Origin of the sequence: Enterobacter sp. SENG-6, assembly GCF_001605945.1 — a bacterium.
Classification (GTDB): domain Bacteria; phylum Pseudomonadota; class Gammaproteobacteria; order Enterobacterales; family Enterobacteriaceae; genus Enterobacter; species Enterobacter cloacae.
Genome location: NZ_LOMM01000033.1, coordinates 1 through 25,688 on the forward strand (window position 1 = coordinate 1; position 25,688 = coordinate 25,688).

General features: G+C 52.4%; 21 protein-coding genes and 2 tRNA genes. 8 read left to right on the forward strand and 15 right to left on the reverse strand.

The window, feature by feature from the left end; genetic code table 11:
• Positions 1-114: 114 nt before the first annotated feature.
• From oppF to AX755_RS15820, 6 genes are all read right to left on the reverse strand, one after another.
• Complete coding sequence (gene oppF, locus AX755_RS15795) at positions 115-1,119, reverse strand: murein tripeptide/oligopeptide ABC transporter ATP-binding protein OppF (protein WP_020690924.1); 1,005 nt, start codon at positions 1,117-1,119, stop codon at positions 115-117.
• The gene (locus tag AX755_RS15800) at positions 1,116-2,129 is read right to left on the reverse strand and encodes an ABC transporter ATP-binding protein (protein ID WP_013096273.1); all 1,014 of its coding nucleotides are present in this window, start codon (positions 2,127-2,129) and stop codon (positions 1,116-1,118) included. Before AX755_RS15800 ends, oppF begins: the two co-directional genes overlap by 4 nt.
• An 11-nt stretch (positions 2,130-2,140) precedes the next feature.
• Entirely contained in the window at positions 2,141-3,049 is a 909-nt protein-coding gene (gene oppC / locus AX755_RS15805) for an oligopeptide ABC transporter permease OppC (protein ID WP_013096272.1), read from the reverse strand.
• A 12-nt stretch (positions 3,050-3,061) separates the two neighbouring features.
• Complete coding sequence (gene oppB / locus AX755_RS15810) at positions 3,062-3,982, reverse strand: oligopeptide ABC transporter permease OppB (protein ID WP_013096271.1); 921 nt, start codon at positions 3,980-3,982, stop codon at positions 3,062-3,064.
• Between the two features lie 83 nt (positions 3,983-4,065).
• On the reverse strand, positions 4,066-5,697 hold the full coding sequence (gene oppA / locus AX755_RS15815; RefSeq protein ID WP_020690922.1) for an oligopeptide ABC transporter substrate-binding protein OppA: 1,632 nt from the start codon (positions 5,695-5,697) through the stop codon (positions 4,066-4,068).
• A gap of 771 nt (positions 5,698-6,468) precedes the next feature.
• Positions 6,469-7,116, reverse strand: coding sequence for a YchE family NAAT transporter (locus AX755_RS15820; RefSeq protein ID WP_020690921.1), 648 nt, complete (start codon positions 7,114-7,116; stop codon positions 6,469-6,471).
• Between AX755_RS15820 and AX755_RS25600 the strand changes: the two genes are divergently transcribed.
• Together AX755_RS25600 and adhE are read left to right on the forward strand one after the other, a co-directional pair.
• Entirely contained in the window at positions 7,022-7,297 is a 276-nt protein-coding gene (locus AX755_RS25600) for a hypothetical protein (protein ID WP_162185062.1), read from the forward strand. The genes AX755_RS15820 and AX755_RS25600 overlap by 95 nt on opposite strands.
• Before the next feature lie 297 nt (positions 7,298-7,594).
• A complete protein-coding gene (gene adhE, locus AX755_RS15825) occupies positions 7,595-10,273 on the forward strand; it encodes a bifunctional acetaldehyde-CoA/alcohol dehydrogenase (protein WP_013096268.1) in 2,679 nt (892 codons plus the stop codon).
• Positions 10,274-10,346: 73 nt separating this feature from the next.
• Here adhE and tdk read toward each other — a convergent pair whose 3' ends face one another.
• The gene (gene tdk, locus AX755_RS15830) at positions 10,347-10,961 is read right to left on the reverse strand and encodes a thymidine kinase (RefSeq protein WP_013096267.1); all 615 of its coding nucleotides are present in this window, start codon (positions 10,959-10,961) and stop codon (positions 10,347-10,349) included.
• Between the two features lie 549 nt (positions 10,962-11,510).
• Between tdk and hns the strand changes: the two genes are divergently transcribed.
• The gene (gene hns, locus AX755_RS15835) at positions 11,511-11,924 is read left to right on the forward strand and encodes a histone-like nucleoid-structuring protein H-NS (RefSeq protein WP_008502781.1); all 414 of its coding nucleotides are present in this window, start codon (positions 11,511-11,513) and stop codon (positions 11,922-11,924) included.
• Between the two features lie 199 nt (positions 11,925-12,123).
• Here the strand turns inward: hns and galU are convergent, their stop codons facing one another.
• The 3 genes from galU to rssA form a co-directional block, all read right to left on the reverse strand.
• Positions 12,124-13,032 (reverse strand): UTP--glucose-1-phosphate uridylyltransferase GalU, encoded by a 909-nt coding sequence (gene galU, locus AX755_RS15840; RefSeq protein WP_029883446.1) that lies wholly within the window; start codon positions 13,030-13,032, stop codon positions 12,124-12,126.
• A gap of 200 nt (positions 13,033-13,232) precedes the next feature.
• A complete protein-coding gene (gene rssB, locus AX755_RS15845; RefSeq protein ID WP_013096265.1) occupies positions 13,233-14,246 on the reverse strand; it encodes a two-component system response regulator RssB in 1,014 nt (337 codons plus the stop codon).
• Positions 14,247-14,337: 91 nt separating this feature from the next.
• Positions 14,338-15,240, reverse strand: coding sequence for a patatin-like phospholipase RssA (gene rssA / locus AX755_RS15850; RefSeq protein WP_013096264.1), 903 nt, complete (start codon positions 15,238-15,240; stop codon positions 14,338-14,340).
• A gap of 115 nt (positions 15,241-15,355) precedes the next feature.
• On the opposite strand from rssA, the gene AX755_RS15855 reads away from it, so the two are divergent.
• The 4 genes from AX755_RS15855 (at position 15,356) to AX755_RS15870 (ending at position 17,066) form a co-directional block, all read left to right on the forward strand.
• Positions 15,356-15,814: a YchJ family protein gene (locus AX755_RS15855; protein WP_029883447.1), complete on the forward strand. Its 459-nt coding sequence runs from the start codon at positions 15,356-15,358 to the stop codon at positions 15,812-15,814.
• 48 nt (positions 15,815-15,862) lie between these two features.
• Positions 15,863-16,705: a formyltetrahydrofolate deformylase gene (gene purU / locus AX755_RS15860; RefSeq protein ID WP_013096262.1), complete on the forward strand. Its 843-nt coding sequence runs from the start codon at positions 15,863-15,865 to the stop codon at positions 16,703-16,705.
• A gap of 156 nt (positions 16,706-16,861) precedes the next feature.
• Positions 16,862-16,946: transfer RNA gene (locus tag AX755_RS15865), tRNA-Tyr, on the forward strand.
• A gap of 35 nt (positions 16,947-16,981) precedes the next feature.
• Positions 16,982-17,066: transfer RNA gene (locus AX755_RS15870), tRNA-Tyr, on the forward strand.
• 138 nt (positions 17,067-17,204) lie between these two features.
• Here the strand turns inward: AX755_RS15870 and AX755_RS15875 are convergent.
• Complete coding sequence (locus tag AX755_RS15875) at positions 17,205-17,648, reverse strand: Lrp/AsnC family transcriptional regulator (RefSeq protein ID WP_062857058.1); 444 nt, start codon at positions 17,646-17,648, stop codon at positions 17,205-17,207.
• 107 nt (positions 17,649-17,755) lie between these two features.
• On the opposite strand from AX755_RS15875, the gene AX755_RS15880 reads away from it, so the two are divergent.
• A complete protein-coding gene (locus AX755_RS15880; RefSeq protein WP_062857059.1) occupies positions 17,756-18,652 on the forward strand; it encodes a DMT family transporter in 897 nt (298 codons plus the stop codon).
• On the opposite strand, the gene narI is transcribed toward AX755_RS15880, so the two are convergent.
• From narI to AX755_RS15900, 4 genes are read right to left on the reverse strand one after another with little or no spacing between them, the layout of a single operon-like run.
• Positions 18,649-19,326 carry a respiratory nitrate reductase subunit gamma gene (gene narI, locus AX755_RS15885; protein WP_013096259.1) on the reverse strand — a complete coding sequence of 226 codons (678 nt, stop codon included), beginning with the start codon at positions 19,324-19,326 and terminating at the stop codon, positions 18,649-18,651. The two genes, AX755_RS15880 and narI, sit on opposite strands and share 4 nt — an antisense overlap.
• Positions 19,326-20,036, reverse strand: a complete 711-nt coding sequence (gene narJ, locus AX755_RS15890; RefSeq protein WP_062857060.1) for a nitrate reductase molybdenum cofactor assembly chaperone — start codon at positions 20,034-20,036, stop codon at positions 19,326-19,328. Before narJ ends, narI begins: the two co-directional genes overlap by 1 nt.
• Complete coding sequence (gene narH / locus AX755_RS15895; RefSeq protein WP_013096257.1) at positions 20,033-21,568, reverse strand: nitrate reductase subunit beta; 1,536 nt, start codon at positions 21,566-21,568, stop codon at positions 20,033-20,035. The genes narJ and narH overlap by 4 nt, the downstream gene beginning before the upstream one ends.
• The gene (locus tag AX755_RS15900; RefSeq protein WP_062857061.1) at positions 21,565-25,308 is read right to left on the reverse strand and encodes a nitrate reductase subunit alpha; all 3,744 of its coding nucleotides are present in this window, start codon (positions 25,306-25,308) and stop codon (positions 21,565-21,567) included. Before AX755_RS15900 ends, narH begins: the two co-directional genes overlap by 4 nt.
• Positions 25,309-25,688 lie beyond the last annotated feature (380 nt).

Genomic DNA, 25,688 nt, shown 5'->3' on the forward strand with positions numbered 1-25,688 from the left:
ATCAAAAGGGGTTTTTATAACTGACTTAAAGCTGAAAGCTTTCCGGAACCCCCAGCCTAGCTGGGGGTTTTCAGTGCACAAAAATAAGGGCTGACATCATGTCAGCCCTTGCGATTATAACGGGTCTACTTTCAGGCAGGAAACCGCATGTCGGAAACTGCCTTCCAGAACCGGTCGTGTTTTCGCACACTCCGGCCCGGCCAGTGGGCATCGCGTACGGAACACGCAGCCTGATGGCGGATTAATCGGCGACGGCAATTCGCCTTCCAGCAGCTGGATGGTTTTATTTTTTTCCAGATCGGGATCGGGAATTGGCACCGCGGACATCAGCGCTTTGGTGTAGGGGTGCAGTGGATTGTGGTACACCTCATCATAGGTGCCCAGCTCCACGGCATGGCCCAGGTACATAACCAGTACGCGGTCAGAAATGTGCTTCACCACCGCCAGGTCGTGCGCAATGAAGATCAGCGACAGCCCCATCTCACGCTGCAGCTTCTGCAGCAGGTTAACCACCTGCGCCTGAATCGACACGTCCAGCGCGGAGACAGGCTCATCGCAGATGATCAGCTTCGGCTCAAGGATTAACGCGCGGGCAATACCGATACGCTGACACTGGCCGCCGGAGAATTCGTGCGGATAGCGGTTGATGAGGTTTGGCAGCAGCCCCACTTTCATCATCATCGCCTTAACACGATCGCGTACTTCCTGACGTGGCATCTTCGGATGATAGGTCCGTAGCGGCTCGGCAATGATCTCACCGATGGTCATACGCGGGTTTAAGGACGCCAGCGGATCCTGGAATATCATCTGGATATCGCTGCGTACGTCGCGCCACTCTTCGGGCTTCATCCCCAGTAGATCTTTACCCAGCCACGCCACTTTACCGCCGGTCGCTTTCACCAGCCCGATAATGGCACGCGCAAAGGTCGATTTACCGCATCCGGACTCACCCACCACGCCCAGCGTTTCCCCTTCATACAGACGAAGCGTTACGCCATCCACAGCTTTCAGGGTCTTGGGCGGCTGCCAGAACCACTGTTTACCGTCTTTGATGTCGAAATGCACTTTAAGATCGGCAATTTCGAGCAGCACATTTCTTTTTTCATCTAATGCGTTCATACCAGCTCCTCCTGCGGCTTAAAGCAGGCGCGCAGACGGCCTGGTGCAAACTCTTCCAGCGGCGGAGCGCTGTTACAAATCTCCATCGCGTGCGGGCAGCGCGGCTGGAACGGGCAGCCTTTCGGCAGGCGCAGCAGGTTTGGCGGGTTGCCCGGAATGGTCAACAGGGATTCCCCTTCCGCATCAAGACGTGGCACCGCATTCAACAAACCGATCGAGTACGGGTGCGCAGGCTGATAGAAAACATCGCGCGCTTTGCCATATTCCATCGTACGGCCGGCATACATCACCAGCACTTTGTCACAGATACCGGCAACCACGCCCAAATCGTGGGTGATCATGATAATCGCCGTGTTGAACTCACGCTTAAGCTCGTTCAGCAGGGTCATGATTTGCGCCTGGACGGTCACATCCAGCGCGGTGGTCGGTTCATCGGCAATCAGCAGTTTTGGACGACACAGCAGTGCCATGGCAATCATGACACGCTGACGCATACCGCCAGAGAACTCATGCGGGAACATGCGCATGCGCTTACGCGCCTCTGGCATTTTTACCGCATCGAGCATTTTAACGGACTCTTCAAAGGCTTCAGCTTTGCTCAACCCTTTGTGCAGCATCAGGACTTCCATCAGTTGCTCACCGACGCGCATGTACGGGTTCAACGAGGTCATCGGATCCTGGAAAATCATCGAAATCTGCTCGGCACGCAGCTTGTTCAGCTCGTGTTCAGGCAGGTTGAGGATCTCACGTCCGTTGAATTTGGCGGATCCGCCAATCACACCGTTTGCAGCCAGCAGCCCCATCAGCGCGAACGCCGTCTGAGATTTCCCGGAGCCGGATTCGCCCACGATACCCAGCGTTTCACCCGCGCGCAGGTTGAAGTTGAGATCGTTTACGGCGGTGACATCCCCGTCCGGCGTCTTAAAGGTGACGCGGAGATCGTTTACATCCAGCAGAAGGTCACTCCGCTGTTGCGCCTGTGGCGCAGTTGCCGTTTCAATAATTGTCATGACGGCGCTCCTTAACGGTCTTTCGGGTCGAGGGCATCACGCAGGCCATCGCCGATAAAGTTGAAACAGAACAGGGTCACGACCAGGAAACCCGCCGGGTATAACAGCAGCCACGGTGAAACTTCCATTGAGTTTGCGCCATCGCTCAACAGCGCGCCCCAGCTGCTCAGCGGCTCTTGCGTGCCCAGCCCCAGGAAGCTCAGGAAAGATTCAAACAGGATCATGCTTGGTACCAGCAGTGAGGCATACACCACCACCACGCCCAGCACGTTAGGAACAATGTGGCGGACAACGATATTCCCTGTTGATACACCACCCACCTGCGCCGCTTCGATAAACTCTTTGCGTTTAAGGCTCAGCGTCTGGCCACGTACGATACGCGCCATATCCAGCCAGGAAACCATGCCGATGGCCACGAAGATCAACAGGATGTTCTGGCCGAAGAAGGTCACCAGCAGGATCACGAAGAACATGAACGGGAAGGAGTTTAAAATCTCCAGCAGACGCATCATGACCGAGTCCACTTTCCCGCCGAGATAGCCGGAGAGCGAGCCATAGAGCGTGCCGACGATCACGGCCACCAGCGCTGCTGCAATCCCCACCATCAATGAAATACGGCCACCAATGGCAACGCGGACCAGCAGGTCACGTCCGGACGAGTCCGTACCAAAGTAGTGGCCGGACTCCATATCCGGCGCGCTGGACATCATGCCCCAGTCCGTATCGAAATAGGTGAATTGCGACAGCATCGGCGCCAGGGTCACAAACAGCGCGATCAGCACCAGAACAACCAGACTGGCGACCGCTGCGCGGTTATGCATAAAGCGACGGCGGGCGTCCTGCCAGAGGCTACGACCTTCGACTTCCAGTTTTTCACTGAAGTTTTCCAGCGCCTCGCTGTTTTTCTTACTCAACATCATGGCGTGCTCCAGTTAGTAACGGATTTTCGGGTCGATAACGGCATACAGCACATCGACAACAGCGTTAAAGAGAATGGTCAACGCACCCACGAGGATCGTCAGGCTCAGCACCAGAGAATAGTCGCGGTTGAGGGCACCGTTAACAAACAGCTGGCCAATACCCGGCAGACCGTAGATGGTTTCAATAACCATTGAACCGGTAATAATACCGACGAACGCCGGTCCCATGTACGAGAGCACAGGTAACAGAGCCGGCTTGAGCGCATGGCGGAAGATAATCCGGCGCATCGGCAACCCTTTCGCGCGCGCGGTACGGATGAAGTTTGAATGTAACACTTCAATCATCGAACCACGGGTGATACGCGCGATACTGGCGATGTAAGCCAGAGAAAGCGCCACCATCGGTAAAATCATGAATTTCAGTGCCCCGCCGTTCCAGCCGCCGCCGGGCAGCCATTTCAGCGTGATGGCAAATATCATCACCAGCAACGGCGCGACAACGAAGCTGGGGATAACCACCCCGGTCATTGCGACCCCCATTACCGTATAATCCCATTTGGTATTTTGTTTAAGCGCGGCGATAACGCCTGCGGTGACCCCGAGAACCACGGCCAACAAGAATGCCGCAGCACCCAGTTTTGCCGATACCGGGAAGCTGGACGCCACCAGGTCGTTAACGGAATAGTCTTTATATTTAAATGACGGCCCGAAATCGCCATGCGCCAGTTGCTTCAGATAGTTGAAGTATTGCGTGGAGATAGGATCGTTTAAATGATATTTCGCTTCGATATTCGCCATCACTTCAGGTGGCAGCGTACGTTCCCCCGTGAATGGACTTCCCGGCGCGAGACGCATCATAAAGAAGGAAATTGTAATTAGAATAAATAACGTTGGTATCGCTTCTAAACAGCGACGCAGGATAAATTTCAACATTGCCCGTACCTTCTGGCGTGTGCCTGATGAATGTTACAAAGTAGACACAGTGGGGCAAGCCAGGCCCGCCCCACGTATTGCCATTAATGCTTGATAATATAAAGATTCTTAACGGAAATATTATCCAACGGGTCTTTACCGGTATAGCCGCCAACCCATGGTTTCACCAGGCGGGCGTTCACGTAGTAGTAAACCGGTACAATTGCCGAGTCTTTATCGAGCTGTTGTTCTGCTTTGGCGTACAGGTCTGCGCGTTTTGCATCGTCAGTAACCTGCAGCGTTTCAGCGATAAGCTTATCGAATGCCGGGCTCTTATAGTGCGCAGTGTTGTTTGAGCTGTCGCTGAGCATGGTATTCAGGAAGGATGTCGGTTCATTATAGTCCGCACACCAGCCTGCACGCGCCACGTCAAAGGTGCCCTGATGACGGGTATCCAGGAAGGTTTTCCACTCCTGGTTTTCCAGCTTAACGTTCGCGCCCAGGTTTTTCTTCCAGATAGAGGCAACGGCAATCGCCAGTTTTTTATGCAGATCGGACGTGTTGTACAGCAGGTTAAACGTCAGCGGCTTATCTGCGGTATACCCCGCTTCGGCCAGCAGTTTTTTCGCTTCTTCGTTACGTTTTTCCTGTGACCACTTGAACCACTCAGGCTCAACCAGTTTCATGCCGTCGGTGTACGGAGGAGTGTAGCTGTAGGCTGGCAGATCGCCCTGGTTTTTCACTTTGTTCACGATGATATCGCGATCCAGTGCCAGCTTCAGCGCCGTACGGACACGTACGTCGGTGAACGGTGCTTTCTGGTTGTTAATTTCGTAGTAATAAGTACACAGGTATGGATCGACATGAACTTCTTTCGGGATCTCTTTCTTCAGTTTCTGGAACAGTTCAATCGGCATGTTGTTATAGGTCATGTCGATTTCACCGCTGCGGTAGCGGTTCACGTCAGTCACTTCAGAAGAGATTGGCAGGTAGGTCACCTGGTTAATCACGGTTTTGGCGTTATCCCAGTATTGCGGGTTACGCTCCAGAACCATACGTTCGTTGACCACCCAGTCTTTCAGTTTATAAGCACCGTTGGTCACAATATTGGCAGGCTGGGTCCATTTTTCACCGAATTTTTCCACTGCGGATTTCGGTACCGGGGAGACAGACGGGTGAACCAGCAGTTTATAGAAGTACGGAACAGGTTCGCTCAACGTCACTTCAAACGTGTTGGCATCAATCGCTTTTACACCCAGATCGGTGACCGGTTTTTTACCGGCGATGATGTCATCGATATTGGCGATATGGCCATATTGCAGATAGCTCGCATACGGAGAGGCGGTGTTTGGATTCGCCAGGCGCTGCCAGCTGTAAACGAAATCTTCGGCGGTAACCGGTGTACCGTCGGACCATTTAGCATCTTTGCGCAGATGGAAGGTCCAGACTTTAAAATCTTTGTTTTCCCACTTTTCGGCGACACCCGGCGCCGGGTGGCCTTCTACGTCAGTAACCAGCAGCCCTTCAAACAGGTCGCGGTTGACGTTTGACTCTGGCACGCCCTCAATTTTGTGCGGATCAAGAGACTGAACTTCAGCCCCGTTGTTACGTACCAGCGTCTGCTTCTCAGCCAGCTGTACCCCTGCAGGCACGTCCGCAGCCATTGCAGCGTTGCCCGCGATTAGCGCAGTTAAAATCCCCGCCGCTACCAGATTTTTTTTTGTGATGATGGACATTGTGTTGGTACTCCACTCATTATAATTACTGGCCTTCGCCAGCTGTGTAATCCCCTGTTGGGGCCTGTACAGCGCAGGAGTTTTTTTTGCTGCTGTCAGGTTCTTTTTTTACTTCTTGCTATCACCGACTTCTTTATTACTGACCGCTCGTATGGCCGTCTTGCGTCGATTCTTTACACGTCTCCCCTGTCTGAGACATGTGTTGGATATTCGCGAAGATGACTATATGAAAATAATTCTCATCTTCTTGTTTTATGCTGCAAAATATTAGGCCGGAAAGTATCAAAAGGCGTAAACGCACGCCAATACATTTTGCAAATTTGTTAAGCAATTCTCTTTTACGAAGTGTACTAAATCGTTGAGGGCAGCCCTGCCTGACATGAAAGGACAAGAAAAATCTTTTCATTCAAGGAGATAAAAAAATCAGTCTCTCTGCGCGCGTCGCTGCGCTACCATCACGTCATTTTGTACAAAAATTTAACAACTGATTATTATTTAGCACATTCCTCTAAGGGAACGTTGAATTTACTAATATCATTTCGGTTATCACTCAGCAAGCCCCAGAGTATCGTGTGAGTAAAATAACAGAATGATCGCGGGTTTTCTGTGCAGGCAGGAAACGGTGGGATTAATAACTTGTTGAAATATAAGAATTGAACATTATTAGTAGAATTTATTATGACAGGTAAGCATTTCAACTTTATTTATATGATTTGCTGATATTCACGTAAAAAAAACGGAGCCGTTGGCTCCGTTCTTTCATATGAAATGTCAGTGCAATAAGCCGGGGAAAATGCTTTTGATGCCGGTCACAATGAATTCGATGCCCAGGGCCATCAATAGCAACCCCATAATACGGGTAATGACGTTGATGCCTGTCTGCCCAAGCAGACGCACCAGCCAGGGTGCCATGCGGAAAACGCCCCAACAACAAAGCGCAAAAATGGCAATGGCAACAGAAAAGCCAATCAGATGCATCCAGTTGTGGTAGCGCGTACCCCAGACAATCGTCGAGCTAATAGCGCCGGGACCGGCCATCAGCGGTAACGCCAGCGGCACTACGCCTATGCTCTCGCGAATGGCGGTTTCTGATTTTTCCTGCTTGTTCTGTTTGTCTTCCCCCAGCTTACCGCTGATCATCGACATAGCGATGGTGACCACCAGGATCCCACCCGCAATACGGAAAGAATCAATCGAGATGCCGAACACCTGAAGAATGGCATCCCCAAGGTAAAGGGAGGTCAGGAGAATAATCGCCACTGACAGGTTAGCGGTAAGATTGGTTTTATTTCTGGCCGCCGCCGTCTGGTAACTGGTCATACTAATGAAGACAGGAATGATCCCCACCGGGTTGACCAATGCAAACAAACCAATAAAAAACTTAAAATATGTAGGAAAATCAAAGAGCGATAAGATCACATTTTGCTCCGCTTATGCGTATGCCCCGGGGCTGACAACTGTCAGTGAAAATCGCGCTGAAGATACGCTTTTTATCAGCATACTTCACCAGAAATCTGTGCCAAAACGTTATCAATTCATGATGTTAAATATTTGTATAAGCAATGATAGCGCCACTTCCAATAGTTACTTAATTATTTAACACTGGAATAATCTCAAAGAAATAACCCTGCTGAAAGGTATCAGCTTGGGGGAAAATTGACGCAGATCATGATTTTCGTACTCAGAAGTGAGTAATCTTGATTACGCCCCCAGGGAGATGACCTGCCAAAAAAGGATGATGCTAAGGTAAGGCTCTTTTAGTAAATTAGTGTGCTGGTGCAGGAAGTAACCCATTGTTTTACTGTGTGTTACGCAAGTCGTATTGGCTCTGTCTATACTGTCTGACGTATCGAGCGCTGGTTTACTAAAAGAGTTTAAACATTATCAGGAGAGCATTATGGCTGTTACTAATATCGCTGAACTGAACGCCCTCGTCGAGCGCGTTAAAAAAGCCCAGCGTGAATATGCCAATTTCACCCAAGAACAGGTTGATAAAATCTTCCGCGCGGCCGCTCTGGCTGCTGCAGATGCTCGAATCCCTCTCGCTAAAATGGCCGTTGCCGAATCCGGCATGGGTATCGTTGAAGATAAAGTGATCAAAAACCACTTCGCTTCAGAGTATATCTACAACGCCTATAAAGATGAGAAAACCTGTGGCGTGCTGTCTGAAGACGACACTTTCGGTACTATCACCATTGCAGAACCTATCGGCATTATTTGCGGTATCGTTCCAACCACCAACCCAACGTCTACCGCTATCTTCAAATCTCTGATCAGCCTGAAGACCCGTAACGCAATCATCTTCTCCCCGCACCCACGTGCAAAAGATGCGACCAACAAAGCCGCTGACATCGTTCTGCAGGCTGCGATTGCTGCCGGTGCCCCTAAAGACCTGATCGGCTGGATCGACCAACCGTCCGTTGAGCTTTCTAACGCGCTGATGCACCACCCGGACATTAACCTGATCCTGGCGACCGGTGGTCCTGGCATGGTTAAAGCGGCATACAGTTCCGGTAAACCTGCTATCGGCGTAGGCGCGGGTAATACCCCAGTGGTTATTGATGAAACGGCCGATATCAAACGTGCTGTTGCGTCCGTGCTGATGTCCAAAACCTTCGACAACGGTGTTATCTGTGCTTCTGAACAGTCTGTTGTTGTTGTTGATTCCGTTTATGATGCTGTTCGCGAACGTTTCGCCAGCCACGGCGGCTACCTGCTGCAGGGCAAAGAGCTGAAAGCGGTTCAGGATATCATTCTGAAAAATGGCGCGCTGAACGCGGCTATCGTGGGTCAGCCAGCGTATAAAATCGCTGAACTGGCAGGCTTCACTGTTCCGGCAACCACCAAAATTCTGATTGGTGAAGTTAAAGTTGTCGACGAAAGCGAACCATTCGCTCACGAAAAACTGTCCCCTACTCTGGCGATGTACCGCGCCAAAGATTTCGAAGACGCAGTAGAGAAAGCAGAGAAACTGGTTGCGATGGGTGGTATCGGCCATACCTCGTGCCTGTACACTGACCAGGATAACCAGCCAGAACGTGTTGCTCACTTTGGTCAGATGATGAAAACTGCACGTATCCTGATCAACACCCCGGCTTCTCAGGGTGGTATCGGCGACCTGTACAACTTCAAACTCGCACCTTCCCTGACTCTGGGTTGTGGTTCCTGGGGTGGTAACTCCATCTCTGAAAACGTTGGTCCAAAACACCTGATCAACAAGAAAACCGTTGCTAAGCGAGCTGAAAACATGTTGTGGCACAAACTTCCGAAATCTATCTACTTCCGCCGTGGTTCTCTGCCAATCGCGCTGGATGAAGTGATTACTGATGGCCACAAACGTGCGCTCATCGTGACTGACCGTTTCCTGTTCAACAACGGTTACGCTGACCAGATCACCTCTGTTCTGAAAGCCGCTGGCGTAGAAACTGAAGTGTTCTTTGAAGTTGAAGCTGACCCAACCCTGAGCGTTGTGCGTAAAGGTGCGGAGCTGGCTAACTCCTTCAAACCAGATGTGATTATCGCACTGGGTGGTGGTTCCCCAATGGACGCCGCGAAAATCATGTGGGTAATGTACGAACATCCAGAAACCCACTTCGAAGAACTGGCGCTGCGCTTTATGGACATCCGTAAACGTATCTACAAGTTCCCGAAAATGGGCGTAAAAGCGAAGATGATCGCCGTTACCACCACTTCCGGTACAGGTTCTGAAGTTACGCCGTTCGCGGTGGTCACTGATGACGCAACGGGTCAGAAATACCCACTTGCTGACTACGCGCTGACCCCAGATATGGCCATCGTTGATGCCAACCTGGTGATGGATATGCCGAAATCACTGTGTGCATTCGGTGGTCTGGACGCTGTGACTCACGCCCTGGAAGCCTATGTTTCCGTACTGGCTTCTGAGTTCTCTGATGGTCAGGCTCTGCAGGCGCTGAAACTGCTGAAAGAAAACCTGCCAGCGTCTTACAACGAAGGGTCTAAAAACCCGGTTGCCCGTGAGCGTGTCCACAGTGCAGCAACCATCGCCGGTATCGCGTTTGCTAACGCCTTCCTCGGGGTTTGCCACTCCATGGCTCACAAACTGGGTTCTCAGTTCCACATTCCTCACGGTCTGGCGAACGCCCTGTTGATCAGCAACGTTATCCGTTATAACGCGAATGACAACCCAACCAAGCAGACTGCTTTCAGCCAGTACGACCGTCCGCAAGCACGTCGTCGTTACGCTGAAATCGCAGACCACCTGGGTCTGAGCGCACCGGGCGACCGTACTGCTGCTAAGATCGAGAAACTGCTGGCATGGCTGGAAAGCCTGAAGGCTGAACTGGGCATTCCTAAATCTATCCGCGAAGCGGGTGTTCAGGAAGCTGACTTCCTGGCACACGTTGATAAGCTGTCTGAAGATGCATTCGATGACCAGTGTACTGGTGCGAACCCGCGCTACCCACTGATCTCCGAGCTGAAACAGATCCTGCTGGATACATTCTACGGACGTGAGTTCAAAGAAGGTGACGTCGCTGCTGTGAAAACAGAAGCACCCGTCATTAAAGCTGACAAAAAAGCGAAGAAAAGCGCTTAATTGACCGCTGTTAAAAAACCCGCCTCTGGCGGGTTTTTTTATGTCTGAAGATCAGGCTTTAAGTTCTTTGTAACTACTTCCTGTTATCGTGCTGAATCGCCGTCAGGGAGCCCACAGACAACGCCTCTTTATAATGCTTACGACAGACCGACACATAGCGTTCATTGCCCCCTATCACCACCTGCTCACCGTCTGCATAGGGTTTACCAGACTGATCAAGACGAAGCACCATACTGGCTTTACGGCCGCAAAAACAGATGGTTTTCAGTTCGACCAGTTTATCGGACCAGGCAAGCAAATACTGGCTGCCGGCAAATAGCTCCCCGCGAAAGTCCGTGCGCAAACCATAGCAGAGAACGGGAATATCAAGTTCATCTACGACCTCTGAAAGCGCATGCACCTGTTCACGCGTCAGGAACTGGCTTTCATCGACCAGAACGCAATGAATGGGCTGGGAAGTATGCTCGGCACGGATATCCTGCAACAGGTCCGTTTGTGGGTTAAACAGTCTGGCCGGAGACGAGAGACCAATTCTTGAACTCACCTTACCTGCACCGAAGCGATCGTCGATTTCAGCGGTGTAAACAACGGTGCGCATCCCTCGTTCCTGATAATTGTAGGAGGATTGCAGTAACGCCGTGGATTTTCCGGCATTCATTGCCGAATAGTAGAAATAAAGTTGTGCCATTGGCCGTCAAACCCTAATCAATGTGTAATATTCCCAATGATTCATTGTACCATATTTTGTCTGGTCATCAGCGATACACCACACAGAGTATGGGGTTCAAGCCGCTGTTAACCACGAGATGCACAGGAAAATAATGCGATAAAACAGGAGGTAAACGGATTCAGCATGCTCTATATGTCGCGAACCCACTAAACATAACACTTCTTTTTATACTGGAATCCACGTTCATTAAAATTCACTATTTATTAACTATTTTTGCCCTGGCAACGCTGGCAGAAACTAATACAAAAGGCTGATATTTATCCGCCGCAACTATAATTCCTGCGGTAAATGTCACAAAAAAAAGATGCAACCGAACGGGTTAAGCAGGTAAGCGTGATAACAAGCGAGCCTGTGTGGGTATGAAATTTAAGTTAGCGTAATTAATAATAGCGCCCATTATTCCGTATTTTTTGAATTCCTTACATTCCCACCTATTGCACAACTGAATTTATCGCTCTATTATTAGGACAACAAACCACCCCCCATTATAAGTTTGAGATTACTACAATGAGCGAAGCACTTAAAATTCTGAACAACATCCGTACTCTTCGTGCGCAGGCAAGAGAATGCACCTTGGAAACGCTTGAAGAAATGCTGGAAAAATTAGAAGTTGTAGTTAATGAACGTCGCGAAGAAGAAAGCGCTGCTGCTGCTGAAATCGAAGAGCGTACGCGTAAACTGCAGCAATATCGTGAAATGCTGATTGCTGATGGTATCGATCCAAATGAATTGCTGAACAGCATGGCAGCAGCGAAGACCGGTACTAAAGCAAAACGCGCTGCTCGTCCTGCTAAATATAGCTATGTCGACGAGAACGGCGAAACTAAAACCTGGACTGGCCAGGGTCGTACACCTGCTGTTATCAAAAAAGCCATGGATGAGCAAGGTAAACAGCTGGACGACTTCCTGATCAAGGATTAATCCTAACGTATTCAGAAAAATCCCGCTTAATGCGGGATTTTTTTTATCCTCAATTCCTGCAAACATCCCCTTACATACCGTCATATTGGGACATCGTACTATTTAACGTTCCTTACAGGCCGGCGTGGTTACCCTGAGTTGTGGGCATAAAAAAACCGGTGGGCATCGCCTCACCGGTCTTGATCATTTGCAGGCGGGGTTATTTTTTAATACCCACGCTCTCTTTCAGCCAGGCTTTAAATTCTTCACCCAGTGAATTGTGGCGGATGCCATATTCCACGAATGCCTGCATATAACCGAGTTTATTACCGCAGTCATGGCTCTTACCTTTCATATGGTAGGCTTCAACGGTCTCTTTCTCGATCAGCATATCGATGGCATCGGTCAGCTGGATCTCATCTCCTGCTCCTGGAGGCGTTTTCGCCAGCAGTGGCCAGATTTCAGCACTCAGGACATAGCGACCTACTACCGCCAGATTAGACGGCGCTACGTCGGCTTTAGGCTTCTCTACGACGCCTACCATTGGCACGCTTTCACCGGGTTCAAGATTAACGCCTTTACAGTCAACAACACCGTAAGCCGTCACGTCTTCAACAGGTTCAACCATAATCTGGCTGCTACCCGTTTCGTCAAAGCGCTTGATCATCTCAGCAAGGTTATCCTGAGACAGATCGGATTCATATTCGTCCAGAATGACGTCTGGCAGAATGACCGCAACAGGTTCATTACCCACAACAGGATATGCACAAAGTACCGCGTGGCCCAGACCTTTCGCAAGCCCCTGACGCACCTGCATAATGGTAACGTGCGGAGGGCAAATAGACTGAACTTCTTCTAACAGCTGACGCTTAACGCGTTTTTCCAGCATGGCTTCGAGTTCGAAACTGGTATCGAAATGGTTTTCGATAGAGTTTTTAGATGAATGTGTAACCAGCACAATTTCAGTGATGCCGGCCGCGATACATTCGTTTACGACATACTGAATTAATGGCTTATCAACCAGTGGCAACATCTCTTTAGGAATTGCCTTAGTTGCTGGTAACATCCTGGTCCCCAATCCCGCTACCGGGATGACGGCTTTTCTGACTTTCGAATTTAGGGCAGCCATTCAAATTCTCCTGAGCTGTTCAAGTTTTGAACTTTTATGCATTAAATAACGCGTTGAGTATATCAGCCTCATCACACAGTCCGGGTCTGAAAAGAACGCGTTGCCGATCAATTAGGATAAATACGCATGAATCTGGGCAGCGATAGTAGCACTCCCCACAAAACACAGGTAAGGCAATCTTAAAATTAAGATCCAACTGCTTATTCCGTGGACAACATTAACCGCAACCGCCCGCCGGCACCCCAAATTTGGCACTGCCAGGAAGAACAGCGATGGCTAATTTGATTAAGATAAGCCGTACCCAATGTACCCAGCGGCACACCGTTGCTAACCTGAATATGATGTTCCCCGGTATTCAGAGAGGCGTTCAGACCCGCTGAAACGAGGATAAGATTTTTCAATCCACTATGGTAATAGCCAACCAGCAATGGAAATTGTCCTGGTAAATTGGCCTGGCGAAAAAGCTGGTTAACCTGTTTAAGTAAACTGCCTAACTCCGGAAGCCGTTGCCCCTGATGCGATAACTGTTCCTGCAACAGCCCGTTAAATAGCGCACGAAGTAATAATGCTGCTAATACACCATTATCCCCGGCACGGGTAACATCCAGGGAATAAAACGCAAGATCGGAATCCGATAATGGCGCAATATCAAGCACCAGACCGGGCTGATCCGCGGCCACAAGCTGGCGATAATTTATTCGACAGTGTGAAAAGGTCTGTTGTACCGGCGGCTGAAGTTCCTGCAATAGCTTGGCCGCGGCAGGCGGATTACTGACTAAAGCATCCCAGTCCTGGAAAAGGCGCTCTTCTTCCTCGACGCGGGAATTAAACATATTCGGATAAAGGCAGGCCAATACCGTTTCACGCAAACGGTTCAGATCTTTTACTGGTTTCAGCAGAATATCCTGCACCCCCAGACGCAATGCTTTGGCAATATCCGCCATATTTTCCGTCGCGGAGATCACCAGTATGGGCGTCTGGTTGCCCTCATTACGCAGATGTTCAACCAACTTCAGGCCATTCATCCGTGGCATTGCGATATCACAGATCATCAGATCGGGCGTGATACTGACCATTTTTTCCAGGGCATCAACACCATCTTCAGCCAGGGCAGTGGTTGCCCCCAGCGAGGATAACCACGAATCCAGTAGCGATCGGAAAACGGGCTCGTCTTCAACAATCAAAATGTGTTTTCCGGCCAATGGCTGCGTCATGGTTCCTCCCCTGGCTGACAGTTACTAAATAGTGGCATGCTATCGGCACTATCGCCTGTCAGATTTTGCTGAAGTAGTCAAAAAAAGGTGCTCAACGTGCGGTTCGCACAAATGGCAATAATTCGTCCATTTTCTTTTCGACGGCTAAAGAGCCCGCTGCGATGGCGGCCTCAGCCCGATGGAAATCAAGGGTAGAGATTTGTGGACAATAGGGTTGAATCAGAATATCCGGTGGGTCGCCCGCCATACGGTTACGTTTGAGGCGGTTTTCCAGCACCTGGATTGAGGTGGTCATAATCTCCATTGCCGTGGGTGCAGCGACCGAGCGGCGCGCGGCTATCCGACCAATTCGCCCGCGTAAGCGCTCATGCCAGGCCAGTTTTTCCGCCTCGGCATCTTCGCTTTGCAAATTGACCGGCATGAGGTCTTGCTGCATCAGGTGAGCGTCGTGTTGTAAATCGACCGCGATCACGATGTCAGCCCCCATTGCGCGCGTCAAAGAGATTGGCACGGGGTTAACGACTCCGCCATCAACAAGCCAGTACCCATTATGCGGGACAGGAGCCATAAGGCCCGGCATACTGCAGGAGGCGCGAACGGCAAGGTGGATATCCCCTTCGGTCAGCCACAGCTCACGTCCCGTACTGAGATTCGTTGCCACGGCGCCAAATGGCAGCTGACAATCGCTGAAGTCCTGAAGAGGCATAATCTGACGGAACTGGTTAAAGACACGTTCACCGCGAAGCAACCCACCGCGCTGCCAGGAAAGGTCCATCAGGCGCAGCACGTCCCAGTAACTGAAGGATCGCACCCACGCTTCAAGTTCGGGCAATTTGCCGCACGCATAGGCGGAACCTACCAGCGATCCAATCGAACATCCTGCAACAATATCGACATCGACGCCCATCTGGTTTAAGGCATTTATCACGCCGATGTGTGACCATCCGCGGGCTGCACCTGAGCCCAGCGCCAGTCCAATTTTAACCTTTCTCATTAGCCCTGTTTTACTTCCCCTGGATTCCCGACATAGCGTCAACGCAACAGCTCAGTTAACATGGTGCTACCCGAAGCGTTTTACGCCCTTAATTTTTTGTTCCAGGAAGAGAATCGTGTCTCAACTCTGCCCCTGTGGTAGCGCTCTGGAGTATAGCCTATGTTGCCAGCGATATCTTTCTGGCGATCAGGTTGCACCAGACCCATCACACCTTATGCGTTCACGGTATACCGCTTTTGTGATCAAAGACGCAGACTACCTGATTAAAACCTGGCACCCCTCATGCCAGGCCGCCAGTTTCAAACAGGAGATCGAAGCCGGGTTCGCCAATACCCAGTGGCTCGGTCTTACCGTTTATGAATCCGCACCCGGTAGTCACGAAAATGAAGGTTACGTCAGCTTTGTTGCCCGGTTTACTGAACACAATAAACCGGGTGCCATTATCGAGCGTTCCCGGTTCTTAAAGGAAAGCGGGCAATGGTATTATATTGACGGAACGCGCCCGCAGTTTGGTCGTAACGATCCCTGCCCTTGTGGTTCTGGTAAAAAATTTAAAAAGTGTTGCGGGCAGTAACGCCCGACAACCGAGACTTCGCAAATACTCAAACAGGATTTCCCGGCGATGCAATCACTACAACGTAAAGTTCTGCGCACCATCTGTCCCGATCAAAAAGGACTGATCGCACGAATTACCAACATCTGTTACAAACATGAATTGAATATCGTGCAGAACAACGAATTCGTTGACCACCGTACCGGTCGTTTCTTCATGCGTACCGAACTGGAAGGTATTTTCAACGACACCACTCTGCTTGCCGATCTGGACAGCGCGTTGCCGGAAGGTTCCGTACGCGAGCTGACGCCAGCAGGACGTCGTCGCATCGTGATTCTGGTGACCAAAGAAGCCCACTGCCTGGGCGATTTGCTGATGAAAGCAAACTACGGCGGTCTGGATGTCGAAATCGCCGCCGTTATCGGTAACCACGAGACGCTGCGTACGCTGGTAGAGCGTTTTGATATTCCGTTCGAGCTGGTGAGCCATGAAGGCCATACGCGTGAAGAGCACGACAACCTGATGGCTGAGGCTATTGAAGCGCACAACCCGGACTACGTTGTCCTGGCGAAATACATGCGCGTGCTGACACCCTCCTTCGTGGCGCGTTTCCCGAACAAAATTATCAACATTCACCACTCCTTCCTGCCCGCCTTTATTGGCGCACGCCCATACCACCAGGCCTATGAACGCGGCGTGAAGATCATCGGCGCAACGGCGCATTACGTAAATGACAATCTGGATGAAGGCCCAATCATCATGCAGGATGTGATTCATGTGGATCACACCTACACGGCGGAAGACATGATGCGTGCCGGGCGCGATGTTGAGAAAAACGTTCTGAGCCGCGCACTCTATCAGGTGCTGGCGCAGCGCGTATTCGTGTACGGGAACAGAACGATCATTCTTTAATCGACAGTGAAATGAATTGGTTAGCTTTACAGCTTTGCGGGTAAAAATCAGGCAACCAGTTTATTTTTCTTGTGGTAACGCTTTACAGGGGCGTGTCATTTGATATGATGCGCCCCGCTTCCAGCAGGAAGCAGGCCAGTACAAGCATTACCCCGTGGTGGGGTTCCCGAGCGGCCAAAGGGAGCAGACTGTAAATCTGCCGTCATCGACTTCGAAGGTTCGAATCCTTCCCCCACCACCATCTCTCAGCACGACCTCAAAATTTGAATTACCCCTGGTGGGGTTCCCGAGCGGCCAAAGGGAGCAGACTGTAAATCTGCCGTCATCGACTTCGAAGGTTCGAATCCTTCCCCCACCACCATTACTTCCATGCCTCAGGGCGCAACGCGCCGAGTAATCCTTCCCCCACCACCATCAATTCCAAAAAATCATAATAAAACCTAACCGAGCACACTTTCGTAGGCCGGGTAAGGCGTAGCCGCTACCCGGCGACAGACGTTTACATCGGCGGCAAGCGTCGCTTCACCGGTGAGCTCTTCACAATCGACGTATTACACTGGGCATGCTCCGCCAGCCCGTCCAGCAACACATCCAGTTGCTCAATTGACCGCACCACCAGCCGGATGACAAAACAGTCTTCACCGGTCACTTTGTCACTTTCAATGCACTCCGGCATCGCATGGATGTATTTATCCACTTTATGTAACAGTCCAGGCAACGGGCGAACCCGCACCAGCGCCTGCAGCGTATAACCTAACGCCGCCAGATTGACCCGGGCACCGTAACCCTGAATCACTCCACGCTCTTCCAGCCTTTTCAGGCGTTCTGCCGTGCTGGGCGAGGTCAGACCGATACGGCCGCTGAGCACCTTCAGCGACATACGCGCATCGTCGACCAGACAAGCCAAAATTTGCCGATCGATATCATCGAGAAGGTATTCCATCGTTTTCACCTAATTTTAAAAAGTCATTCGCGTATTTAACCTTATCTCAACCCTGTAACACCCGACAGCAATTTTCGACAATAGCGTCATCAACCAGGAGGTGAATGATGCGTGACTTACATAAAGGCGTCTGGCAAATGAGCCTGGCGATGTTAATTTCCGGCTCGATTGGCGCGTTTGTTTTACTCTCCGGACTGCCAGTGTCAGAAGTGGTTTTCTGGCGCTGTCTGATCGGCGCAATCGCACTGTTCATTTTCATTCGGATGAGCCAAAAACCCTTTAGTCCCCTCACCCGCACCTCTCTGCTGCTGGCTATTCTCGGCGGGGTAGCATTAGTGGTGAACTGGCTGCTGCTGTTCGCTGCCTATGAACGTATTTCGATTGGCCTTTCCACTGTGGTCTATAACACTCAGCCCTTTATGCTGGTGATGATGGGTATGTTATTAGGCGAACGCGTCAGTCTGGTCAAATGGGGCTGGCTGTTTCTTGCCTTCGGCGGGGTGGTAATTTTGCTCTCAGGCGAACTGTCCGGTTCCCATGGCTCAGCCTGGCTCGCGGGGATCGGTCTGGCACTGGGTGCGGCGTTCTTCTATGCGTTGACGGCGATTATTGCCCGCAAACTGAAATCCATCGCGCCACAGCATATAGCGTTTATTCAGGTGCTGACAGGCGTGGTAATGCTACTGCCGTTTGCCCGTATGCCCGCCTTGTCCGCTGATTTTCCGTGGCCAATTTTACTGACGCTGGGCATTGTCCATACCGGTATCATGTATCAGCTGTTGTATAGCGCCATCCAAAAACTTCCGACGCCCATTACCGGTTCACTGTCCTTTATCTATCCGGTAGTAGCCATCGTTGTCGATAATGTGGTCTTCGGGCATTCGCTGGATATTACCCAACTGGCGGGCGGCGCGCTGATCCTGTTTGCTGCGGCAGGCAATAATCTGGGCTGGGGCGAAAAAAAACCCCGCGAATGCGGGGTTAGTATCAAAACGACAAATTAGCGACGGGCACGCACAATCTGGTATTTGCGCGTCAGGTACTCCACCGGCGCGCTCCAGATGTGCACCAGACGAGAGAACGGGAACAGCACAAACAGGGTCATACCCAACACCAGGTGCAGGCGGAAGATAAACGCCACCCCATCCAGATGTTCAGATGCGCCTCCGTGGAAGGTCACTACGGACTGCGCCCATCCCACCAGCTTCATCATCTCGCTACCGTCCATATGCTGCGCCGAGAATGGAATGGTCAGCAGACCCAGTGCGCACTGAACCATCAGCAGAGAGAGGATCAGGATATCCGCCGTGGTAGTGGTAGCCCGCACACGCGGACTGAACAGACGGCGTTTCAGCAGCAGCAGACCACCCACCAGGGTCATCACGCCGCAAGCGCCACCCGCGATCATCGCCATCTTCTGCTTCACTTCGATGGGCAGCCACGCTTCATACATCCAGTGTGGCGTCAGCATTCCCAGGAAGTGGCCGGCAAAAATCCCCAGAATACCGATGTGGAACAGGTTAGACGCAACGTGCATCCCTTTACGATCCAGCATCTGGCTGGAGGCAGCACGCCAGGTGTACTGGCCATAGTCATAACGCAGCCAGCTTCCCACCAGGAACACGGTGCCCGCGATATACGGGTAAATGTCAAAGAAGAACATATTCAGGAAGTGCATTAGTGCCGTCCTCCGTTAGAGATATTCAAATATTGCGGGGCAACCGCGCCGGCAAAACGACGCTGGTGAGCCGAAATTTCAGATTCGCCGCAGCTCTGGTCAGCAAAGAATTTCACCTGCTCTTCTTCCCAGACTGCATCCAGCGCCTGTGGCGTGTCGTCGCGGGCTTCGTCCGCAATTTTCTCCGCCACTTTTTCACTGTCGACCGAGGCATTCGCCAGCTTCACCAGCACCCCAAACAGCGCCGCGTAGCGGCTCTCGCGCTGCTGAAGACGGGCGCTGAGCAACGCCAGAATCGGCGCGATGTCCTGCAGACCACCCAGCGCTTCTTCTTTTGGCAACTGCGCCAGATACTCCAGGTACAGCGGCAGATGATCCGGCAGCTCGCGGCTATCGAGCTGCAGGCCGTGCTGCTCGTACTGGGCCATCAGGTCCACCATCGCCTGACCCCGATCGCGGGATTCCCCGTGAACGTGTTCAAACAGCAGCAGCGAGGTTGCACGACCGCGATCAAACAGCTGGCTGTAATCCGCCTGCGCATCGAGAAGATCGCGCGCTAACAGGTCGCGGAGGAAAATGCCCAGTGTCTGGGCATCTTCTTTATCGAGGTTTTCAGAGGACGCGAGCGCATCAAAGAGTTCCTGCTGATGCTGCGCCAGCGCGGCATCCGGGTACTCCAGCAGACGCGAAACAATCACGAGTTCAATCATGGGTGCGGCTCCGTTTTGCTGGTCACATCCATGGCATCGATGCGGCGGCTGTTGAACAGGTTGAATTTGCTGTCAGACCCGTGGCAACCGTCGCCAAAGCTGAAGCCACAACCGTTTTTCTCCGGGAAGGCTTCGCGGGCCAGTTCACGGTGGCTGCTTGGTACCACGAAACGATCTTCGTAGTTGGCAATGGCCAGGTAGCGGTACATCTCCTGGGCCTGCGCTTCGGTCAGGCCGACCTCTTCCAGAGCACGGGTGTCGGTCACGCCGTCCACGGTTTCCGCACGTTTGAAGTGGCGCATCGCCAGCATACGTTTCAGCGCCAGCAGTACCGGCTGGGTATCGCCTGCGGTCAGCAGGTTTGCCAGGTACTGAACCGGGATACGCAGGCTCTCCACGTCCGGCAGAATGCCGTTGCTGCCCAGCTCGCCTGCATCCGCGGCTGACTGAATCGGCGACAGAGGCGGCACGTACCAGACCATCGGCAGCGTGCGGTATTCCGGGTGCAGCGGCAGGGCCAGCTTCCAGTCCATCGCCATTTTGTATACCGGAGACTGCTGCGCCGCGTCGATTACGCTCTGCGGAATGCCGTCTTTCAGCGCCTGCTCAATCACTTTCGGATCGTTCGGGTCAAGGAACACGTCCAGCTGACGCTGGTACAGATCTTTCTCGTTCTCGGTGCTCGCGGCATTTTCAATCGCGTCCGCGTCATACAGCAGCACGCCGAGGTAACGAATACGGCCTACGCAGCTCTCAGAGCAAACGGTCGGCATACCGGCTTCGATACGCGGGTAACAGAAGATGCACTTCTCAGACTTACCGCTCTTCCAGTTGAAGTAGATTTTTTTGTACGGACAACCGGTGATGCACATACGCCAGCCGCGGCACTTGTCCTGGTCGATCAGCACGATGCCGTCTTCTTCACGCTTGTAGATGGCGCCGCTCGGGCAGGTCGCCACGCACGCCGGGTTGAGGCAGTGCTCACACAGACGCGGCAGGTACATCATGAAGGTGTTTTCAAACTGGCCGTACATCGCCTTCTGCATGTTCTCGAAGTTCTGGTCTTTGGCGCGTTTTTCGAACTCGCCGCCCAGAATTTCTTCCCAGTTTGGACCGCTGGTAATTTTGTCCATGCGCTGACCGGTGATCAGGGAGCGAGGACGGGCGATCGGCTGGTGCTTACTTTCCGGCGCGTTATGCAGGTTCTGGTAGTCGTAGTCAAACGGCTCGTAATAATCTTCGATACCCGGCAGATGCGGGTTGGCGAAGATTTTACCCAGCAGCATCGCACGGTTACCCATGCGCGGCTGCAGCTTACCGTTGATTTTACGGATCCAGCCACCCTTCCACTTCTCCTGGTTTTCCCAGTCGGTCGGGAAGCCGGTACCCGGCTTACTTTCCACGTTGTTGAACCAGGCGTATTCCATCCCTTCACGGCTGGTCCAGACGTTCTTACAGGTGACTGAGCAGGTATGACAGCCGATGCATTTATCCAGATTCAGCACCATGCCGACTTGTGAACGAATTTTCATTTTACGCTCTCCTGTACCTGGTCATTACCTTCGCCATCTAACCAGTTAATATTTTTCATCTTACGTACCACCACGAACTCATCGCGGTTAGAACCTACCGTACCGTAGTAGTTAAAGCCGTAGGCCAGCTGTGCATAGCCACCGATCATGTGGGTCGGCTTCGGCGTAATACGGGTCACGGAGTTGTGAATACCGCCGCGCTGCTCGGTGATCTCTGAACCCGGCAGGTTCACGATACGTTCCTGCGCGTGGTACATCATGGTCATCCCGGCCGGTACGCGCTGGCTCACCACCGCACGCGCCGTCAGGGCGCCGTTGCTGTTGAACACTTCGATCCAGTCGTTATCTTCAATACCTAGATCCTTGGCGTCCGCTTCACTCATCCACACAATCGGACCACCGCGGGACAAGGTCAGCATCAGCAGGTTGTCGCTATAAGTAGAGTGGATCCCCCACTTCTGGTGCGGCGTCAGGAAGTTCAGCGCCTTCTCCGGGTTACCGTTCGATTTCGCGCCCATCACCGCTTTCACGGAGCGGGTGTCGATTGGCGGACGGTAAACCAGCAGGCTTTCACCGAAGTCACGCATCCACTGGTGATCCTGATACAGCGACTGACGACCGGACAGAGTACGCCATGGGATCAGCTCGTGAACGTTGGTATACCCGGCGTTATAAGAGACATGTTCATCTTCCAGGCCAGACCAGGTCGGGCTGGAGATAATTTTGCGCGGCTGCGCCTGAATATCGCGGAAGCGGATTTTTTCGTCTTCTTTGTTGAGCGCCAGATGCGTGTGGTCGCGGCCGGTAAATTCGCTCAGCGCTTTCCAGGCCTTCACGGCAACCTGGCCGTTGGTTTCCGGTGCCAGGGTCAGGATCATTTCTGCCGCATCAATCGCCGTATTCAGCATTGGCTGGCCTTTGGCCGGGCCGTCCGCTTTGGTGTAATTGAGCTTGCGCAGCAGATCCATTTCGCTCTGGGTGTTCCAGGCAATCCCTTTCCCGCCGTTGCCGATTTTCTCCATCAGCGGGCCGATAGAGGTAAAGCGCTCGTAGGTCGCCGGGTAGTCACGTTCCACCGGAATAATGTGCGGTGCCGTTACGCCCGGGATCAGGTCACATTCACCTTTTTTCCAGTCCTTCACGTCCAGCGGCTGCGCCAGTTCGGCAGCTGAGTCGTGCTGGATAGGCAGCGTCACCACGTCGGTCTCTTTGCCCAGGTGCCCTACGCAGACTTCAGAGAATTTCTTCGCGATGTCTTTGTAGATATCCCAGTCGCTTTTTGATTCCCACGCCGGGTCAACGGCCGCAGACAGCGGATGAATAAACGGATGCATATCCGAGGTATTCATGTCGTCTTTTTCGTACCAGGTAGCGGTAGGCAGCACGATATCGGAGTACAGGCAGGTGCTGGAGAGACGGAAGTCGAGGGTCACCACCAGATCCAGCTTGCCGTCGAGACCGTTGTCTTTCCACTCCACCTCTTCCGGCTTCACGCCGCCCTGCTTGCCGAGATCTTTACCCTGGATACCGTTTTCGGTACCGAGCAAGTATTTCAGCATGTACTCGTGGCCTTTACCGGACGAGCCCAGCAGGTTGGAACGCCAGATGAACAGGTTACGCGGATGGTTTTTACCGTTTTCCGGCTGCTCGGCCGCAAAACGGATTGAACCGTCTTTCAGAGACTTAACGGTGTAATCCACCGGCGACATCCCTGCCTGCTTCGCCTCTTCCGCAATACGCAGCGGGTTAGTGCCCAGCTGAGGCGCGGACGGCAACCAGCCCATGCGTTCAGCGCGGACGTTAAAGTCGATCAGATGACCGCTGTAGCGGGATTTATCCGCCATTGGCGACAGCAGCTCCTGCGCGGTAACCGTCTCATAGCGCCACTGGCTGGAGTGGTTATAGAAGTAGGAAGTGCTGTTCATATGACGCGCCGGACGCTGCCAGTCAAGGGCAAACGCCAGCGGCTGCCAGCCGGTCTGCGGACGCAGTTTTTCCTGGCCCACGTAGTGCGCCCAGCCGCCACCGCTCTGACCGACACAGCCGCAGAAGATCAGCATATTGATCAGGCCACGGTAGTTCATATCGAGGTGATACCAGTGGTTCAGACCGGCACCGACGATAATCATTGAACGACCATGGGTTTTGTCAGCGTTTTCTGCGAATTCACGGGCGATACGGGTGATCTGCGCACGCGGTACGCCGGTGATCTGCTCCGCCCAGGCTGGGGTGTACGCCTTCACATTGTCATAGCTGGTCGCGCAGTTTTCATCGTTCAGACCGCGCTCTAGGCCGTAGTTGGCCAGCGTCAGGTCATACACGGTGGTCACCAGGGCGCTAGAGCCGTCGGCCAGCTGCAGGCGTTTCACCGGCAGTTTGTGCATCAGGACGTTCTGTAGCTCGACCTTGTTGAAGTGCTCAGAACCTTCGCCGCCAAAGTACGGGAAGCCCACTTCTGCGATCTCATCCTGGCTGCCCAGCATGCTCAGGCGCAGCTCGGTCTCTTCGCCGGTTGTACCGTTACGTTGTTCAAGGTTCCATTTGCCCTTCTCACCCCAGCGGAAGCCGATTGAACCGTTTGGCACCACCAGCTCACCGTTGCTGTTATACGCGACGGTTTTCCACTCAGGGTTGTTTTCCTGGCCCAGCGCGTCCATCAGATCTGCCGCACGCAGCGTACGGCCTGCTGCGTAGTAGCCGTCACGTTCTTCCAGCATCACCAGCATAGGCATGTCGGTATAACGACGCACGTAATCGGTGAAGTACTGGCTTGGTTTATCGAGGTGGAATTCACGCAGCATGACGTGGCCCATCGCCAGCGCCATCGCGGAGTCAGTACCCTGTTTAGGCGCCAGCCACAGGTCACACAGCTTGGCAATTTCGGCGTAGTCCGGGGTCACCGCAACAGTTTTGGTGCCTTTGTAACGCACTTCAGTAAAGAAGTGGGCATCCGGGGTACGGGTCTGCGGTACGTTTGAACCCCAGGCGATAATATAGCTGGAGTTATACCAGTCGGCGGACTCTGGCACGTCGGTCTGCTCACCCCAGGTCTGTGGAGACGCTGGCGGCAGGTCGCAGTACCAGTCGTAGAAGCTCAGACAGGTTCCCCCAATCAGGGAAAGATAGCGCGCGCCGGAAGCGTAAGAGACCATCGACATCGCCGGGATCGGCGAGAAGCCTGCCACGCGGTCAGGACCGTAAGTTTTGACGGTATAGACGTTAGAGGCGGCAATCAGCTCATTCACCTCTTTCCAGGAGGAGCGAACAAAACCACCGCGGCCACGCGCCTGCTTGAAGCTTTTCGCTTTGTCGGCGTCTTCGATGATGGATGCCCACGCCTCTACCGGATCGCTGTGCTGCACCTTCGCTTCACGCCACATTTTCATCAGGCGCTTGCGCATCAGAGGATATTTAAGACGGTTCGCACTGTAGAGATACCAGGAGTAGCTGGCGCCACGCGGGCAGCCACGTGGTTCATGGTTCGGCATATCCGGGCGGGTGCGCGGATAGTCGGTCTGCTGCATTTCCCAGGTCACCAGACCGTTTTTAACGAAAATCTTCCAGCTACACGAGCCCGTGCAGTTTACACCGTGGGTTGAACGGACGACTTTGTCATGCTGCCAGCGCTGGCGGTAACCGTCTTCCCAGTCCCGGTTGGTATCCAGAACCTGGCCGTGCCCATCGGCAAAAGTTTCACCCTTCTGTTTGAAGTAGCGAAACCGGTCCAAAAATTTGCTCATCGGGTATCTCCTGTGTGGAGCCTGTGGCTCTCTAAATCGACATTGCTGATTTGCAGCGAAGGTAACGTCCTGTAAGAGAGGGAGAATTGATAACGATCAAGACGGAGGGGGACTATGAAGTAAGGTGTTATAGCGAATACCACCAAAGCGGTAGAATTTTTATTTTTATATCATAATGATTTTTAAAAGAATTTTTTATTTATCGTACAATAAGCCCGCCTGTTTTTAACATCTCGGGTATTAAGGGGTAGGCTCGGCTGAAAAGCGATGGCGATCACAGAGTTACCTGCGGGCGGGACGTTAGAAAAGTCATGAGTATGTTGTAACTACTGAGGAAACAAAAAAACGCGACCCGAAGGTCGCGTAAACGGATAATCAAA

Excerpts from the sequence above, each read along its gene's own strand:
- AX755_RS15900 (WP_062857061.1), bottom strand. The coding sequence starts at position 25,308 with ATGAGCAAATTTTTGGACCGGTTTCGCTACTTCAAACAGAAGGGTGAA.
- oppB (WP_013096271.1), bottom strand. The coding sequence starts at position 3,982 with ATGTTGAAATTTATCCTGCGTCGCTGTTTAGAAGCGATACCAACGTTA.
- oppC (WP_013096272.1), bottom strand. The coding sequence starts at position 3,049 with ATGATGTTGAGTAAGAAAAACAGCGAGGCGCTGGAAAACTTCAGTGAA.
- narH (WP_013096257.1), bottom strand. The coding sequence starts at position 21,568 with ATGAAAATTCGTTCACAAGTCGGCATGGTGCTGAATCTGGATAAATGC.
- adhE (WP_013096268.1), top strand. The coding sequence starts at position 7,595 with ATGGCTGTTACTAATATCGCTGAACTGAACGCCCTCGTCGAGCGCGTT.
- AX755_RS15875 (WP_062857058.1), bottom strand. The coding sequence starts at position 17,648 with ATGGAATACCTTCTCGATGATATCGATCGGCAAATTTTGGCTTGTCTG.
- oppA (WP_020690922.1), bottom strand. The coding sequence starts at position 5,697 with ATGTCCATCATCACAAAAAAAAATCTGGTAGCGGCGGGGATTTTAACT.
- narJ (WP_062857060.1), bottom strand. The coding sequence starts at position 20,036 with ATGATTGAACTCGTGATTGTTTCGCGTCTGCTGGAGTACCCGGATGCC.
- galU (WP_029883446.1), bottom strand. The coding sequence starts at position 13,032 with ATGGCTGCCCTAAATTCGAAAGTCAGAAAAGCCGTCATCCCGGTAGCG.
- rssA (WP_013096264.1), bottom strand. The coding sequence starts at position 15,240 with ATGAGAAAGGTTAAAATTGGACTGGCGCTGGGCTCAGGTGCAGCCCGC.
- narI (WP_013096259.1), bottom strand. The coding sequence starts at position 19,326 with ATGCACTTCCTGAATATGTTCTTCTTTGACATTTACCCGTATATCGCG.
- oppF (WP_020690924.1), bottom strand. The coding sequence starts at position 1,119 with ATGAACGCATTAGATGAAAAAAGAAATGTGCTGCTCGAAATTGCCGAT.
- AX755_RS15800 (WP_013096273.1), bottom strand. The coding sequence starts at position 2,129 with ATGACAATTATTGAAACGGCAACTGCGCCACAGGCGCAACAGCGGAGT.
- AX755_RS15880 (WP_062857059.1), top strand. The coding sequence starts at position 17,756 with ATGCGTGACTTACATAAAGGCGTCTGGCAAATGAGCCTGGCGATGTTA.
- rssB (WP_013096265.1), bottom strand. The coding sequence starts at position 14,246 with ATGACGCAGCCATTGGCCGGAAAACACATTTTGATTGTTGAAGACGAG.
- hns (WP_008502781.1), top strand. The coding sequence starts at position 11,511 with ATGAGCGAAGCACTTAAAATTCTGAACAACATCCGTACTCTTCGTGCG.
- tdk (WP_013096267.1), bottom strand. The coding sequence starts at position 10,961 with ATGGCACAACTTTATTTCTACTATTCGGCAATGAATGCCGGAAAATCC.
- AX755_RS25600 (WP_162185062.1), top strand. The coding sequence starts at position 7,022 with ATGAAGACAGGAATGATCCCCACCGGGTTGACCAATGCAAACAAACCA.
- purU (WP_013096262.1), top strand. The coding sequence starts at position 15,863 with ATGCAATCACTACAACGTAAAGTTCTGCGCACCATCTGTCCCGATCAA.